The organism is Vibrio sp. EJY3, from assembly GCF_000241385.1.
Classification (GTDB): domain Bacteria; phylum Pseudomonadota; class Gammaproteobacteria; order Enterobacterales; family Vibrionaceae; genus Vibrio; species Vibrio natriegens.
In genome coordinates this window covers 1,866,652-1,883,661 of sequence record NC_016614.1, presented here as the reverse complement: position 1 = coordinate 1,883,661, position 17,010 = coordinate 1,866,652, and the positions used below count along the sequence as shown (strand labels likewise).

At 46.2% G+C, this 17,010-nt stretch carries 9 protein-coding genes; 8 read left to right on the top strand and 1 reads right to left on the bottom strand.

Annotated elements, in window-relative coordinates; genetic code table 11:
• Positions 1-432: 432 nt before the first annotated feature.
• The 7 genes from VEJY3_RS24120 to VEJY3_RS24090 all read left to right on the top strand — a co-directional run bounded on the left by VEJY3_RS24120 (position 433) and on the right by VEJY3_RS24090 (position 12,885).
• Entirely contained in the window at positions 433-2,058 is a 1,626-nt protein-coding gene (locus VEJY3_RS24120; RefSeq protein ID WP_014235054.1) for a SulP family inorganic anion transporter, read from the top strand.
• 3 nt (positions 2,059-2,061) lie between these two features.
• Positions 2,062-3,078, top strand: coding sequence for a UDP-glucose 4-epimerase GalE (gene galE, locus VEJY3_RS24115; protein ID WP_014235053.1), 1,017 nt, complete (start codon positions 2,062-2,064; stop codon positions 3,076-3,078).
• 14 nt (positions 3,079-3,092) lie between these two features.
• The gene (locus VEJY3_RS24110) at positions 3,093-4,145 is read left to right on the top strand and encodes a UDP-glucose--hexose-1-phosphate uridylyltransferase (RefSeq protein ID WP_202796691.1); all 1,053 of its coding nucleotides are present in this window, start codon (positions 3,093-3,095) and stop codon (positions 4,143-4,145) included.
• A gap of 256 nt (positions 4,146-4,401) precedes the next feature.
• On the top strand, positions 4,402-5,571 hold the full coding sequence (locus VEJY3_RS24105; protein WP_014235051.1) for a glycoside hydrolase family 88 protein: 1,170 nt from the start codon (positions 4,402-4,404) through the stop codon (positions 5,569-5,571).
• A 66-nt stretch (positions 5,572-5,637) separates the two neighbouring features.
• Positions 5,638-7,824, top strand: a complete 2,187-nt coding sequence (gnpA, locus tag VEJY3_RS24100) for a 1,3-beta-galactosyl-N-acetylhexosamine phosphorylase (RefSeq protein ID WP_014235050.1) — start codon at positions 5,638-5,640, stop codon at positions 7,822-7,824.
• A 107-nt stretch (positions 7,825-7,931) separates the two neighbouring features.
• On the top strand, positions 7,932-9,950 hold the full coding sequence (locus tag VEJY3_RS24095) for a polysaccharide lyase 8 family protein (protein WP_014235049.1): 2,019 nt from the start codon (positions 7,932-7,934) through the stop codon (positions 9,948-9,950).
• Positions 9,951-10,131: 181 nt separating this feature from the next.
• The gene (locus tag VEJY3_RS24090) at positions 10,132-12,885 is read left to right on the top strand and encodes a pitrilysin family protein (protein ID WP_014235048.1); all 2,754 of its coding nucleotides are present in this window, start codon (positions 10,132-10,134) and stop codon (positions 12,883-12,885) included.
• Positions 12,886-12,943: 58 nt separating this feature from the next.
• On the opposite strand, the gene VEJY3_RS24085 is transcribed toward VEJY3_RS24090, so the two are convergent.
• Positions 12,944-14,041, bottom strand: a complete 1,098-nt coding sequence (locus VEJY3_RS24085; protein ID WP_014235047.1) for an AarF/UbiB family protein — start codon at positions 14,039-14,041, stop codon at positions 12,944-12,946.
• A 290-nt stretch (positions 14,042-14,331) separates the two neighbouring features.
• Between VEJY3_RS24085 and katG the strand changes: the two genes are divergently transcribed.
• Positions 14,332-16,503 carry a catalase/peroxidase HPI gene (gene katG, locus VEJY3_RS24080; protein WP_014235046.1) on the top strand — a complete coding sequence of 724 codons (2,172 nt, stop codon included), beginning with the start codon at positions 14,332-14,334 and terminating at the stop codon, positions 16,501-16,503.
• Positions 16,504-17,010: the final 507 nt, after the last annotated feature.

Genomic DNA, 17,010 nt, shown 5'->3' with positions numbered 1-17,010 from the left:
TACCAGTTAAAACTTACTTTGAGCTATCAAAGACTTTAAGTTTCAAATGCTGCTAACTTAACCTCATTAAAACCATCGTATTTTAAATGACTCATATTCAATATCTTTGGATTAAAATATTAATCTGATAGTGAAGAAATATTTCATAAAATAAGAACAGCTAATAGCTAACTAGCGTTCACAGCTAGATAGTATCACTATGGAGTGATAAATCAATTTTGAAACGATGTTTTATAATCTGTGTCACATAATTGAAATTGATAAAAATTAAAAATGAAATGATGTTTCATTTAATGTTGATTGCATCGGGGCGATTGTTTATAGTTTTTGTGCTCATTTTGCTTCTGTATGAATTTTTAGTTTCTGGGTGAGTACAGGAAAGCGAGGTGATCATCTTCCCGTCATAAATCGACTGTTGTTAGAGGAATCGTGATGCGCGCTGTTGAACATCGCAAGTTGTCCCTTCTGTTTCCGTTTTTAAGCTGGTCTTCCAAGGTAAACTCTCAAACTCTTAAAGCGGATATCTTAGCCGGACTTACAGGAGCAATTATCGTGCTCCCCCAAGGTATTGCTTATGCCATAATTGCAGGTTTGCCACCTGAGTTTGGTCTGTATACAGCAATTATTCCCGCTATTTTGGCATCACTGTTTGGCTCATCGCATCATTTGATTTCGGGCCCGACAGCGGCTCTTTCGGTGATTGTCTTTACCACCATAAGTCAATTCGCTGATCCGGGAACGCCTCTTTACATCCAACTGTGTTTTACGTTGACCTTGTGTGCCGGGATTATTCAACTGCTTTTTGGACTGTTGCGTTTTGGCGTTGTGGTCAATTTTGTGTCTCACTCGGTGGTGCTTGGGTTCACTTTAGGTGCGGCGATTGTTATTGGGGTCAGCCAGCTTAAACATGTATTGGGCTTACAATATGACTCAGGCGAAACGGCGGTTGAAAATATCATACTGCTAGTCAGTAATATCAATGCATTAAATAGTAAAGAGCTATTAGTGGGCATTGTTACCATCGCAGTTTGTGTGTTGTGTAAACGCATTTGGCCAAAACTACCCCACATGTTATTCGCGACCTTGGTGGCGATGGGGTTTGCGACTTGGATGAATCATGCCGGTAACGAGGTTTTGATGGTGAGCCAAGTAAGCAGTAACTATTTAAGCCTGTCTTCTCCTTTTGTTGGTTTTAGCCATATATCTACCATGCTTGACGGCATTTTTGCGGTTGCGATGTTGGGTCTGGTTGAAGCGATTTCAATTAGCCGCTCAGTTGCGATGAAATCTCGCCAACAGCTTGATAGTAATCAAGAGTTTATCGGCCAGGGAATTTCAAACATGGTTGGCTCGTTCTTCTCTTGTTATGTCTCCTCGGGCTCTTTCACCCGCAGCGGCGTGAATTACAGTAGCGGCGCACAAACCCCACTAGCCGCGGTGTTCGCTGGCTTATTCTTATTAATCATCATGGTGCTGTTTGCTCCGTACGCAGCCTATATACCGATTGCAGGTATGGGTGGTTTGTTGCTGGTTGTTGCCTGGAACCTAGTGGATGTTCATCACATTAAAGTGATTGCAAAACATGATGGTAAAGAAATCTTTATTTTGGCAGTGACCAGCCTAGCCGCGATTTTTCTTCACCTTGAACTTTCTATCTATGTTGGCGTTGCAGCTTCTCTCTTCTTTTACCTGCGTAGAACGTCGCGTCCTACCATTGAATTACTCAATTGCGACGAGCTGAATATTGATGAGCAGCAAGATATCGCGGTTATCCGCATCAATGGTTCGATTTTCTTTGGTTGCGTTCAATACCTCCACCAAGAGTTGCAGAAGATCAGTTCTAAGCAACTGATTATCTTAGGAAGAGGGATCAACTTCATTGACCACCTTGGCGTACAGATGCTCGATGACTACGTGTCAACCAGCGGGCGGAGCGTCTATTTCTGTCGCTTTAAAGCGAACGCCAAAGCATCACTATTAAATGGCGCAACGTCGGTACGAGAAGAACATTTTTCCGATCGATTGACGCCATTGTTAAAGCTCATTTGTAAGAGGTAATTCATGAAAGTATTAGTGACGGGTGGCTGCGGCTATATCGGCAGTCACGCCTGTGTTGCATTGGTTGCTGCAGGACATGAACCGATTGTGCTGGATAACTTCAGCAACAGTAACCCTAAGGCCGTGGTTCGTATTGAGAAGTTGATTGGGCGTCCATTGGTTGTTTATCAGGGCGACATTCGCGACCGACTCGTGCTTGATTGCATTTTCGAACAGCACAGAATCGGTGCCGTGATGCATTTCGCCGGGTTAAAAGCAGTAGGCGAATCAGTGGCCAAACCCCTCGAATACTACGATAACAACCTCTCAGGCACGCTGAATTTACTGGCAGCGATGAGAGCCGCACATGTTTACCGTTTGATCTTCAGTTCATCGGCGACGGTCTATGGCGATCCTCTAACGGTTCCTATTTCTGAAACAGCCCAAACCGGCGCTACGACCAACCCATATGGTACGAGTAAACATATGGTCGAAAGTTGTTTGAGAGATTTCTCTGCTGCCAACCCGGACTGGAGCATCACGCTGTTACGTTATTTCAACCCGATCGGGGCTCATCCTAGCGGTTTAATTGGTGAAGACCCAACCGGTATCCCCAATAACCTGATGCCGTTTATTACTCAAGTGGCGATTGGACGACGCGACACGCTCTCTATTTTCGGTAACGACTACCCAACGCATGATGGCACTGGCGTACGTGACTACATTCATGTTCAAGATCTCGTCGAAGGCCATGTGGCGGCACTGGAAGAGCGAGGCAATGTCAGTGGGCTACATGTTTATAACCTCGGGACGGGTAATGGCGTCAGCGTATTAGATATGGTTGCGGCGATGAATAAGGTACTCGGCCGAGAGTTACCAGTGCGTATCGAGCCACGAAGAGCTGGTGATATTGCGCAGTGTTTTGCCGAAGTGGATAAGGCTGAGAAAGAGCTCGGTTGGAGCGCGAATCACGATTTAATGGATATGGTTGAGCACAGTTGGAACTGGCAGCAGCGCAATCCGAATGGTTACCAATCTTAATTCTTTAAGGAAACATAATGTCTCAATCATTTGATGTTGCAGAGCATCCTCACCGTCGTTTTAATCCTCTTACGGGTGAGTGGGTGCTGGTGTCGCCTCATCGCGCGAAAAGACCATGGCAAGGGCAACAAGAAACCCTCAATATTGAAAGCCTGCCGAGTTATGATGACTCATGCTTTTTGTGCCCAACAAATACTAGAATCAGCGGTGATGTGAATCCGAATTATCAAGGTACGTTCGTGTTTAAGAACGACTTTGCCGCCCTTACAGAGCAAACCCCTGATTCACCAGTGAGCGATGATCCTCTTTTTCAACTTCATAGTGCCAAAGGGGAAAGCCGAGTGATCTGCTTCTCGCCTGATCACAGCCGCACTTTGCCAGAGTTGAGCGTGGAAGAAATTGGACATGTGATTACTACTTGGATAGAACAAACGGAAGAACTGAGCCAGCGTTATCCTTGGGTGCAGGTGTTTGAAAACAAGGGTGAAAGCATGGGCTGCTCTCAACCTCACCCGCATGGTCAAATTTGGGCAAACAGTTTTGTGCCTACCTTGGTAGCCAAAAAAGACCAGCAGCAGCAGCGCTATTTTGCGCAGTACCATAGTCCTCTGTTACTGGATTATGTTCAGCGTGAAGTGGCGTCTGGCGAGCGTATTGTTGTCGAAAGTGATTATTGGGTGGCCTTGGTTCCTTACTGGGCAGCTTGGCCATTCGAAACTTTGGTATTGCCAAAAATTAAGCTAAGTCGACTGACGGAAATGACTCAAGAGATCCAGGCTGATCTCGCCAAGACAATTAAGTTGTTAACCACTAAGTACGATAACCTTTTTCAGTGCTCTTTCCCTTACTCAATGGGCTGGCATGGAGCACCGTTTATCGGCGGAAATCCCGACGCTTATTGGCAAGTACATGCGAGCTTTTTACCACCATTACTACGCAGTGCCACAGTACGTAAGTTCATGGTTGGGTATGAAATGCTAGCAGAGAGCCAGCGTGACCTAACGCCTGAGCAAGCGGCAGAGCGTCTACGCAACGCTTCAGAGACGCACTACAAGCAGCAAGACTAGTTTTGCGACGTTCGGAGAAGAAACGCTTCTCCGAACCGCTGAATCATAAAGGTAGTTGGCGGTTGGCGAGTTTGACCATTCGCTGTAATAGAAAGCTGAAGATCAGCTTTTTTTTGAAATTAATATTTAAAATGAAATGATGTTTTAAAAATGTGAGCGAGTTATGCGTTTATAGAAAAGTATCACTGTAAACTATAGATATATCATCGAGCATAACCCTGAGTTTGCATTACAAAGGTTTTAAGAGAATTTCGGTATGAGTGAAACGATTACTTTGCGTCCGTTGCCAGGCACACTGGACGAAACAAAAGTGGTGAACCATCTAACCACGGTAGTAGAAGCGATTAAGCGTAATATTCCTAAAATTGGTGAGCGTAATCCAAAAATTGGTACGTCGGATCACCAATGGGATTACTGTGACCAGTTTGATTGGGTATCGTCTTTTTGGACTGGAGAGTTATGGCTCTGCTACCAAATGACGGCTGATCAGCAGTTTAAAAACAGTGCCAAGTTGCGCAAACAATATTTTGCCGACATGTTGCTTGACCCATTCTGGTTAGATCACGACTTAGGTTTCCAATACAGCTTAAGCTGCGTGGCCGATTACAAATTGACGGGCGATGAAGAATCAAAAATGATGGCAATTCGCGCCGCTGATCACCTTATCCATCGTTTCAGAAAGATTGGTGGTTATATCGTTGCGTGGAATGACACGCATCCTCTTGGCCCTGAAATTACGCAAGGCAAATCGATCATCGATTCTCTGCAAAATACTGCGTTACTATTTTGGGCGTCAAAAGTGACGGGTTCTCCTGTTTATGCGCAAGCCGCAACTCGACACAGCGAGACGCTAGCGAAGCATATTGTGCGTGAGGATTACTCAACGTATCACTCATTTAACTTCCATCCGGTCACTCAGGAGCCGATCAAAGGTGAGACGTTCCAAGGTTACGCGGATGATTCCTGTTGGGCTCGCGGACAGTCATGGGCAATCCACGGTTTCGCTCAAACTTATCTGTACACTCAAGACGAGAAATTCCTAACGCTGGCGAAGAAGCTAGCCCGCTACGCTGTAGAGCAAATCACAGACGATGGCGTTCCTGTTTGGGATTACTCGCTACCAAGTGACGAAATTCAGTACAAAGACAGTTCAGCAGGCGCAATTACTGCTGCGGGCTTACTGTTGATTTCGCAGTGTATTCAAGATCCAGAAGAAGCGAAGCAGTACCGAGATTGGGGTAACTTCCTGTTGCAAGGTCTGATGAACAGCTGTGATTTAACGGGCGATGAATCTGCGCTTGGCTTGCTTGCGCATGGCGCTTCGTTTGTCAAAGTTGGTCTGTGCGACAACATGTTGCCGTACGGTGATTACTACTATCTAGAAGCTTTGATGCGCGCAAACGGTTATCAGAAGTTCTTCTGGTAAGCACACTCGAATATCCATTCAGGGGGATGAAAGCCCCCTGTCTCTCCCAACTTTTTGGAGCCTATCATGACCCAATTTGCCTCTCGTAAAGGTCATATGACCCTGCCTGTCGAAGAAGGGCAGGAAGAAGTAGTACTGGATTTATATCAGCGTTGGCAAGCGGATGCACTTCGCGACAGCGATGGTACAACCATGCCAGATTCATTAGCTGAACAAGACAGCGACATCTATTCAGTGATGTGCCTTGTTCGTGCTGATCAGGAATACGCTAACCAACATCCAGAGTATTTACATCGTAAATATCTGATGTCGTTCCCTGTGACGGCGATGAGTGATCGCGTTGAGATTTACCCACTCAATGGTTACAGCAAAGACAAATATGAACTGGATGATGACAGTGAGCCGAAGCTTTGGTGGGAAGTAAGAAACCGTACCTTGAACGAAGTGATTCCGGCTGACAAGTGGGAATTTGATGCGGAACATCAACGTATTGAAATCTTTGATGCGATCCCTTATCACGAGTACACCATTACCTTTATGGCGCGCCAGGTTTGGGACAGCGTTTCTATGTACAACGCGCTGACTAACGATTGGAAAGGCCCTCGTATTAAGAGTCTTGACCCATACCATCCGGAATGTCGTGCACATTTGTTAAACCATTTTGCACACTGGTTGGAAACGCACCCAAATACCACAGTGGTTCGATTCACCACCTTTGCGTTTTTGTTTGTTATCGATACGGGTGAAAAGAACCAAGACATCTATCGAGATTGGACGGGCTATGGCGAAACCGTGAGCCCACGAGCGCTGGAAGATTTTGAAAAGCGTTTTGGCTACAAGTTGTCTCCAGAAGATTTTGTTGATGCCGGTTACTACAACGGTACCTATAAAGTGCCTTCTAAGCAGTACCAAGATTGGATGACCTTTGTCCAGGAATTCGTTGTGGAGTTTGCTGCAGAGTTAGTCAACATGGCTCATCAAGCAGGCAAAAAGACCGCGATGTTCCAGGGTGATCACTGGATTGGCACAGAACCGTTCCTTGAGAGCTACCAAAAGATTGGCATCGATATCAATGTCGGCGCGGTAGAAGATGGCGTAGCTCTGCGTCGTTTAACGGATTCGGGCGGTGATCAGATTCGTGAAGCGCGTTTTTATCCTTACTTCTTCCCGGATGTATTCCGCGAGGGAAATGATCCTGTGGTTGAGTCTATGTCTAACTGGACCAAGATTCGCCGTGCGATGTTGCAAAAACCGTTGGACCGTATTGGCTATGGCGGCTACTTGTCACTTGCGAACCAGTTCCCGCACTTTATTGACCATGTGACGGAAATCTCAAGTCAGTTCGGTGACTACCTTGAGTTCACACAACGCAGTGAATCGAAGAAAGTAGCAGGAAAAGTTGCCGTGTTAAGCGCATGGGGCGCGGCACGTAGCTGGCTGCAAAACCAGGCTCGAGACCAGCGTTTCTACGTTCCACCTCGCCCTGATGTGATGGAACTGGTAGGTAACAACATCCTTGAGTGTCTGTCTGGTTTGCCGTTTGACGTTGAGTTCATCAGCTTTGATGACATTGCAGAAAAAGGCATCGATCCGGAGATCAAAGTTATCATCAACACGGGTGATGCGAACTCTGCATGGAGTGGTGGTGAGTGTTGGAACGATCCAAAAGTCATCGTTGCACTGCGTCAGTTTGTTGCTGAAGGCGGTGGCTTACTGGGTGTGTCTGAGCCTTCTGCATGGCAGAAAAATGGCCGTTACTTCCAGCTTGGCGATGTATTTGGTTTAGAGAAAGAAACCTCTCTGACGATGGGACGCGTCGCGATGCCACTGCAAATCGCGGAAAACCATTACTTAAGTCAGTTCATTAAGGGTGACGAGGACTTCGGTAACCCAAGCTATGTGTATCCACAAGCGGATGACTTGACGGTATTGGCAGCGCAGGGACAACATTTGGCGTTAACCGCGCGCGGATACGGTGCTGGTCGAGCTGTGTATCTGGGTAACTTGCCATTCAGTATGGAAAACGCGCGTTTGCTACAACACATTCTGTTGTGGCTGACCCAGCAGGAAGCGGTTTCTCACGCATGGTTGTCTAACAACCCGTACGTCGATGTTGCTTTTTATCCTGAGACCAACAAAGCCACGGCCGTGAACTTCACGGATCAAGCTCAGCAGGTCACGGTATTCAATACACAAGGTGAACCACAACAATTGGCATTACAGCCATATGAGTGGAGTTGGTTCGATAACTAATCAAGTCAAAGAAGGTGTGAGAGCACCTTCTTTTTTTATTTTCTGACAGTGAACAAGGTTGACTGTTGCATCCCCCTTTCTGGCTGAATTAAGGAGTTACTCGCATCGTGTATTCACAACATTTGATGCAGATCCGACATAAGGTGTCACAAACAATTGTTGATCAGCAATTGTCTCTTCAAACACAACAAGTCTGGCAACGGCAAGTAGCGCAGTGGCAAGCCACTTTTTCTCCTCATTCTGGTTGGCCCGATCTCCAGTTGGCAGACGCCGTGCAGGATGGACAAATCATCCATGCTTATTTACAGCGTGTGCTGGTTCTCGCTTGCCAATTTAAACGTCAGCGCTGTTTAAACGCGCATACTATTGCTGAACAGGCCTTGGCGTATTGGTATCAAATAAATCCAACTAACTGGAACTGGTGGTGGAACCAAATCGGCAAGCAACGACTGATGGGGCCAATCGCTCTGTTGCTCAGTGAAGAGCTTAGTGAAACGTTAATCAAGCAGTTGATAGAAGATCTGCCCAATAACGCGTCAATGACAGGCGCCAATCGTGTCGATCTTGCCAATGGAATAGCCTATCGTGGGTTGTTAGAAAGCGATGAATCACTTTTTGCAAAGGCGATGGAAGCGATAGCAGAAACGATTGCCATCACTCAGGAAGAGGGCATACAGGCTGATTTCTCCTATCAACAGCACGGTCCGCAATTACAAAATGGTGGCTATGGTGAATCGTTTATCAATGTTGCGCTTCCCTGGGCTTATGTTTGCGCGCAGACTCGATTCCGTTTTTCATCACAGCAACAACGTTTGTTATTGACTTACTATCTCCAAGGCTCGGTATGGATGACTCGGACCGGGCGCTGGGACTACAACGCTTGTGGCCGGGCTATCGCCAAACCTGATTTGGAAAAACCGCATTGTCGAACCATGCTGACAACTCAAGCGAAGATGTTGTTGGCTTTGTTCCCTGATTATCGCCTTCAGCTGCAAAGATATCTCGAACACCTTCAGGGGCATGACTACCCTTTTTCTGGGTTTAAACACTTCTGGCGTTCTGATTACGCGGTTATGGCTAATAATAAATACGCTGTGTCTGTGAAAGCCAATTCTTGTCGAATCACGCCGATTGAAACTGGTAATCAGGAAAATCTGACGGGTTTTTGGTTGGGCTTTGGCAGTATGAATATTGGGGTGACGGGTAACGAGTACCACGATATTTATCCTTATTGGGATTGGGCTAAGATTCCGGGTGTGACTTGTCCACAAATTGTAATGCCAGCCCACGAATGGGGAAGAATAGAACAACAAACCGACTGGACGGGCGGCGTCAGCAATCGCCGTTGGGGCATCACCAGTTTCGAGCTGGATGTGATGCAAACCCAGGGGCTAAAATCGTGGTTCTTTTGTGAGGGGGCGATTATCGCTCTTGGTGCGGGGATAAGTTCGACGCACCCTGAGCCGGTAATGACCACGATTAACCAGTGCCACTATGATTTCCCAGCGTGTGTAAATGATGCATACCATAATGGTGAGTCTACGCTGGTTAAAGCCAAAAGTTGGTTGCATCATGCAAATGTGGGTTACGTGCTAGGTAATGTGAATGCTCACTTACATAGTCACATACAACAAGGCAGTGGGCAGCGAATTAATGCCCACTTGAGTGCAGACAAAGTGAGTGGCAGGGTGTTTAAATTGTCAATTGACCATGGTGTTCAACCTAAAAATGCCTGTTATGAATACACGCTGTTACCTGGGTCTTCATTAGCAGAGACGAAACGTTATGCCGCTCAACCTTATGTTAAGGTATTGGAGAATACGCCTGCGCTTCAGGCGGTGGTTTATCAAGGCCATATTGGTTGTGTTTTTCGTCATCCGGGGCGTATTGAAATACCTGAGTCTGATACGCAAGAAGGTGTAACTTTAGAGGTCGATAAGCCGTGTTTATTGCTTTGTGAGAAAACACAGACAGGTTTTCAGTTTGCCGTATCAACGCCTGGAAGAGGGGATAGAGTCAACTTAGATCTTCACTCTAAAGGGGAGAGTCATCGATTTTTTGTCGAGACTTCCGACAAGCTTGATCGACTCGGAGAGAGTGTTCGTTTTGACCTACACTTGCATTAGTTTTCTTTAACTTGAGCTGGTGGCTACGCTTTGAGTCTTGCACCTGGACTTCAATTGGATATAAGCCATCGCTAAAGCGGGGTCTGGAGTATGGATTTAAGCCGAAGACCCCATCACTTATATTAAGGCTATGCGACTAGAAAGGGTTTGAATTGCATGGTCATCATCTCGGATCATTGCTATGCGCTATAGTTTGTTAGCCTCGACCTTAATATTGTCGGGCTGTGTTGTTACCCCTAACTCGACAAAGATTCAGGCTGACACCAACTGGTATGTTAATCAGTTACCGAATGGTTTGAAATATCATATTTACCCGACACAAGACCAAGAGATCTCTGTGCGTATGGTGATGAACATTGGTTCGTTCCAAGAGCAAACAAGCCAAAAAGGTTATGCGCATTTTGTTGAGCACATGGCATTTAATGGCAGTACGCACTTTTCTGGTAATGAGGCGATAAGATTATTCGAGCAGTCCGGAGGGAGTTTTGGCGCGGACATCAATGCTTTCACGACCTATCAGCAGACGGGATATAAACTGGAGCTCGCGGACTCAAGTCAATTGCAAGACGCACTAATCTGGATGCGCGATATTGGCGACGGGCTGACCTTTTCACCAACCCAAGTGGAAAAAGAAAAAGGCGTGATCTTAGGTGAGTGGCGTCGTGCGAACCCGGATGATAAGCCTTTTGCTTTAAATGCGTATCAAGCTTCGGTAGAAGGTACACTTTATGGCGAGCATGATCCTATTGGTACTCGAGATTCGATAGAAAAGGCGACGCCAGTTACGCTGAAAAGCTTTTATCAACAGTGGTACCAGCCGCAGTACGCCGAGCTTATCGTGACCGGCAATGTTAATGTCGACGCTCTTGCGGAAGACATTAACAAGACCTTTTCCAGCTGGAAAAGCTCGTCAGATGTGGTGATTAAAAAACGCCGCGATATTCGCGTTAACATCAATAATGAAATCCTGCCAAGTAATTCCATTGAGTCACCCAGCCTGCATCTTGTTGTTGAACGAGGCGCGATAGGACGCCAAACCGTCGAACATCAGCATCAAGAATGGCTGGATGAAGTCGCTGGACAATTGATCCAGCAGAGACTGATCACGGATCTCAATGATGCTGCCGTTCCTTTCCAGTATGCGTACGCTCAACCTTACTATTCTAACTACCACCGGATGATGTCTGCCGGTATTGCGTTTGCGCCAGAGCGCCGCGAAAAAATGCACCGCCTGTTTATCAGCACGTTAACTTCGCTTCGGAGTTATGGCGTCACCCAAGCAGAATTAGACAGTGTTATGGCTAACTGGCAAGGTGAACTCACCAATCTGGATTCTGACTGGAGCAAGCGTAAACCCAATAGCTACGCAGATGCGCGTGTATTCCAGTTAGAGCAAAACAGCGTCAGCCAGTCCAAATCAAGTTACGCTCAGAGCCTGGCAACGTTTCTCGACAACGCCACGTTAGCCAGTGTGAATGCCCACATTACAGAGCTGTTATCTTTGCCGCCGAGCTTTTCTATCGGGATGAGCAAAAACGAAACGCGCGCGCAGTTTCCCGATGTATTCTCATCTCTAAATACGGCTTATTTCCAACCCGGAGAAAAACCATTGTCGATGGAAGCGAGAGCGGGTGGTTTCCTTCAGCCAGTTAAGGAAGGCAGCATTATCAGTGCTCGCAAAGAGGCGGGAGGGTTTGAGGTATATACACTCTCTAATGGCGTCGATGTATGGTTCCAAAAGGACGAAAAAGCGGGTGGGCGCGCTTACATTTACTTTGCAAGCCAAGGCGGTAAAGCGGCAGTAGATAAGCCGCTTTACCCAGCTTATGAGATAGCCACCATGGCAGCGGTAAGAAGCGGGCTCGGGTACTTTTCAGGTTCGAAGTTAGACAGTTACTTGCGTAGCAATAATACTTCTATTGTTCCGATGTTAGATACCACCAGTCACGGCGTAAAAGTCACCACACAAAAAGCACAGTTAGAAAGTGCATTGAATGCAATTTACAACCTGAGCACAGAAATTAAGGTCGATGAGCGCCAACTGACAGCGGTAAAGCAAGAATTTAAACAGCAGCGTCGCGCGTTTTTTGAATCACCAATGGGAAAGCTGGTTCAGGAAGCCAATCAAAATGCTTATCTGCCGGAAAGTCGCCATCGTATTTTGGATAGCGATGGTGTCGAGAGCGTTACCGCAGAACAGATACTTGCCGTACACAAGCGTTTATTTAAGTTCAATAACGGCTTCAAAATGGTGGTGGTTGCGGACATAGAACCAGAGCAACTTGAACCCCTGTTGACCAAGTTTGTTGCTTCTATCGAAATGACACCTGGTGAGCCTATTGATTACCACGTGGCTTTGAATCCGCAGGCATCTGGTCGCTCTGTTATGACGGATGGTCATGAGCCGTCTTCACTTTATTTACAGCGTTTGACCAACGCCAATGATGTTACCCAAAGCGCGAGGGACACTATGGTTGTCGACATCTTACAGCGCATCAGTGCCGGACGCGTAATGGCTCAATTACGTGAAGATCTGAGTTTGGATTACAGTCCGAGTATTTACCCGATGATACAGGATCGTGAGCAAGTCTCGGATTGGATCTTTGAATCGCAAGTCGACCCAAAAGATGTGTCGGTCATGGACAGTCAGTTAAATAAAATTTTTGATGACCTGGCGAAAGACATTACCCAGAAAGAGGTCGATATCGCAGCGAAACAATTGGTGGTCGCCATGCAGGGAGTGGAAGACAGACCTAGCCAGCGAGCATGGGCATATGGTCGTTATCTGGTGCATGACTATGGGCTGGATCTGTTGCTGAATGTGGAACAAACGGCTAAAAGCATCACTTTGGAAGAGGTTAAGTCGCGTGCGCGAGCAGTATTTGGACCGAAAGCAAAACGCACAACGATCATTCTTAATCCGATTAAGAAGTAGCACAATTGTCACTTAGCCCAAGTGAGAAGATGGACATTTTACTTGGGCTATTAAGTGGTTACTGGTGGTTTTTACTGAGCTGATATTCCTTCACCAAAGCAAGTTTTTCGCGGTAGGAGTCCATAAGTTCTTGCTTTGATTTCCCTTCATTTTGGTAGAACAGTGCACCTTGTTCGCGGAGGAAATCATAATGCTCGTTTACCATCTCAAGAACCGTATTAACGCGCTTTAGCGTCGTTGCAGTACAACTTTTCCCATCAATATCATCTTCGATATCCAAAACATGCGAGCGGAACATCTCAACAATGAATAAGTCCTCTAAGGTTTTTTCATTCTGAAGGGCGGTTTGGTATTTGGTCACTTGCGCTTCTTTGTGGTTTAAAACGGCTGAACTGGCGTGGTTAAGACGTAGCCACTTGCATTGCTCAAGTAAGACGCTAAGTGCTTCATGTTTAACGTTTTTGAACAGAGCTAATGATTCTTGATGAGAATAACCTTGCTGCACAAGCCAGCCCGAAAGGAATCGAGTTTCAAAGCGCTCACAAAACTGAAAGATAGGCGCATTAAGGCCGTCACTGTTGAGCTCCGTTAGCGGGTCGAAGGGGTACATGTAACCGAAATCGAACAGCCAGAGCTTATGGTCGTCATCTACGAGCAGATTGCCGCTGCACAAGTCCCACTCGAACAGGCCAATTTTTTCACACGCAGATAAGGTTGAGAATAGCTGGTAAAGCAATGAGGAAGATACATCGCTGATGGGTTTCCCTTCTATCCACTCAGAAAGAATGATGCCTAAGCGATAATCAGCGTACACCGTCGGCACGATGCATTCGAAGTCCACGGAGGTGTGCGTAGAATCTTTCTGCTTTTGCAAATCAGAACGACGCTGCACTTCATTCAGGAACGACAACTGTCCATTAAGATTTTGCACCTTGGCTTCAGGGCGCTTCTTTTTCAGAGTGTAGTCTTTTCCATCAAACTGAACCCGAAATACTTCAGCCGTTAATCCACTTTGAAAAGCTTCCACCACATAAGGAGAAGCCTCCGTCGTTCGAGCCAATTGTTCCGGAGATATCGGACAATCGTCAATATTGCCAACGATGAGATTTTCTCCGCTCTTTTCAAATTGCATCTGCTGCTTTTGACGTTTGTCCATGTGAATGCCCATCTTCCTATTGATTCTGATTATTTTATCAAGAGTGTCAGTTTGTAAATCCTCCTTACTTCATAAACTAAGAGGCTGAGTTTTAAGGCGCATATCGGGAACTGAAGTTTTGTGAGGATGATCTGTATGCGTGTGTCATACCTTTCTGACCAATTTGTCATACAGTTCTTAAACCATGATTAAAGGGGTAAGTGTTTGAAAATTAGCCTAGAGCTTATGCTAACTTAGCGATAAATGAGATTCACTTACAAAAAGATATTTATCTCTTTAAGGAAAACTTTATGAGTAAAGATAACCATTCTGCGGGGAAGTGCCCGGTGATGCATGGCGGTATGACATCTACGGGTTCTACTGTTATGGATTGGTGGCCGAATGCCCTAAACCTAGATATTCTTCATCAGCACGATAAAAAGACCAACCCTCTGGGTGAAAGTTTTAACTATCGTGAAGCATTGAAAACGCTGGATGTAGAAGCGCTGAAAAATGATCTAAAAGATCTGATGACAGATAGCCAAGAGTGGTGGCCAGCGGATTGGGGTCATTACGGTGGTTTGATGATCCGCATGGCGTGGCACTCAGCAGGCAGTTATCGTACTGCTGATGGTCGAGGCGGTGCATCTACCGGTAATCTGCGCTTTGCGCCACTAAACTCGTGGCCTGATAACGGTAACTTAGACAAAGCACGCCGCTTACTGTGGCCAATCAAGAAAAAATACGGCAATAAAATCAGCTGGGCTGACCTAATGATTCTGGCGGGTAACATGGCGTACGAATCAATGGGTCTTAAAACCTTTGGTTTTGCATTCGGTCGTGAAGATATCTGGCACCCAGAAAAAGATACCTACTGGGGTTCGGAGAAAGAGTGGTTAGCGCCTTCAGGTGTTGAGGGGAGTCGTTATTCTGGCGAGCGAGACCTAGAAAACCCTCTAGCAGCTGTAATGATGGGTTTGATTTACGTGAACCCAGAAGGTGTCGATGGCAATCCGGACCCGTTAAAAACGGCAGCTGATATGCGCGTGACCTTTGCTCGCATGGCGATGAATGATGAAGAGACGGTAGCACTAACTGCTGGTGGCCATACGGTCGGTAAAGCGCACGGTAATGGTGATGCTGCGGAATTGGGGCCAGAGCCAGAAGCTGCAGATATTGAAGAGCAAGGCCTTGGCTGGAACAACCATACATCGCGTGGCATCGGCCGTGATACGGTGACCAGCGGTATTGAGGGCGCGTGGACCACTCATCCTACACAATGGGATAACGGTTTCTTCAAAATGCTGCTTGAGCACGAATGGAAGCTGACAAAAAGCCCGGCAGGTGCTTGGCAATATGAACCAGTAGAAATTGCCGAAGAAGATAAACCAGTCGATGTTGAAGACTTCTCAATCCGTTACAACCCTATGATGACGGACGCCGACATGGCGCTTAAAGTCGATCCTGACTACCGTAAGATTTCAGAGCGTTTCTACCAAGACCCAGCTTATTTCAATGAAGTCTTCGCTCGTGCTTGGTTCAAACTGACTCACCGTGATTTAGGCCCTAAAGCTCGGTATGTTGGCCCTGATGTGCCGGCTGAAGACTTAATCTGGCAAGACCCAATTCCAGCGGGTAATACCGAATACGATATCGAAGCGGTTAAAGCGAAGATTGCCGCAACTGGCCTGAGTGTTTCTGATTTGGTTGCGACAGCTTGGGATAGCGCTCGCACATTCCGTCGTTCGGATCTTCGTGGTGGAGCAAATGGTGCGCGAATCCGCTTGGCCCCGCAAAATGCTTGGCAAGGTAACGAACCAGAACGTCTGGCGCGAGTGCTGGGAGAGTTAACGAAAGTGGCGGAAGAATTTGGTATCAGTGTTGCAGACGCGATTGTTCTTGCGGGTAACGTCGGTATTGAACAAGCGGTGAAAGCAGCAGGATTTGACTTTGACGTGCCATTTTACGCTGGCCGTGGTGATGCGACAGCAGAGCAAACTGACGCAGAGTCATTCGACGTTTTGGAGCCGCTGGCAGATGCTTTCCGTAACTGGCAGAAGACGCACTACACGGTTACTCCAGAAGAGATGATGCTAGACCGCGCACAACTACTTGGTTTAACCGCGTCAGAAATGACAGTCCTGATTGGTGGAATGCGTGTACTTGGTACAAACCATGGTGGTAGCAAGCATGGGGTATTCACTGACCGCGTTGGTGTATTAACGAATGACTTCTTCGTCAACCTAACTGATATGGCATACAGCTGGAAACCAACAGGCCGCAACTCTTATGAGATTTGTGATCGCAAAACGGGTGAAGTGAAGTTCACTGCAACTCGCGCGGATCTTGTGTTTGGTTCAAACTCTATCTTGCGCTCTTACGCTGAGGTGTATGCTCAGGACGATAACCAAGAGAAGTTTGTCAAAGACTTCATCGCTGTCTGGACGAAAGTGATGAATGCTGACAGGTTCGATTTGGTTTAACGAACTAATTCTGTCAAATACAGACTGATGAGTAATCAGTGTTCGTGTTTAAAAGCCAGCAGCATCGCTGCTGGCTTTTTTGCGAATCCATGCCAGACATTTTTTATTTGCATAACGTTGCTTGAATGAAAATTGTAACGGCAGATATGTATCGCTTTATCTTACCCAAATACACTTTTTGAATAATTGGTAACGTTCCCTTTTTATTCTAAGTTAAACCAATGTGAGTTCGTTGTTGTGTATGAAATTTGATCGATATTTAAATTACTAAAATTATTGTCATAAAAATGACAGTTTTTAGTTAATAAATCAGTTGTTTATGAAGGGGGCGTTAATGTATCTAAACAATTTTATTGTAACCGGATCCAAGTCAGTTTCATTAAGGGTTTGTTAGATACGCGTATTCATATATAAAGGCATTAGGATGTCTGGCTATTGTCAGAGTTTTATATCCTTAATCTTATTGATCTTGAATTGTCATTTTTCGTTGTTATGCTTTTTCGCGTG

Excerpts from the sequence above, each read along its gene's own strand:
- VEJY3_RS24120 (WP_014235054.1), top strand. The coding sequence starts at position 433 with ATGCGCGCTGTTGAACATCGCAAGTTGTCCCTTCTGTTTCCGTTTTTA.
- galE (WP_014235053.1), top strand. The coding sequence starts at position 2,062 with ATGAAAGTATTAGTGACGGGTGGCTGCGGCTATATCGGCAGTCACGCC.
- VEJY3_RS24105 (WP_014235051.1), top strand. The coding sequence starts at position 4,402 with ATGAGTGAAACGATTACTTTGCGTCCGTTGCCAGGCACACTGGACGAA.
- gnpA (WP_014235050.1), top strand. The coding sequence starts at position 5,638 with ATGACCCAATTTGCCTCTCGTAAAGGTCATATGACCCTGCCTGTCGAA.
- VEJY3_RS24090 (WP_014235048.1), top strand. The coding sequence starts at position 10,132 with ATGCGCTATAGTTTGTTAGCCTCGACCTTAATATTGTCGGGCTGTGTT.
- VEJY3_RS24085 (WP_014235047.1), bottom strand. The coding sequence starts at position 14,041 with ATGGACAAACGTCAAAAGCAGCAGATGCAATTTGAAAAGAGCGGAGAA.
- katG (WP_014235046.1), top strand. The coding sequence starts at position 14,332 with ATGAGTAAAGATAACCATTCTGCGGGGAAGTGCCCGGTGATGCATGGC.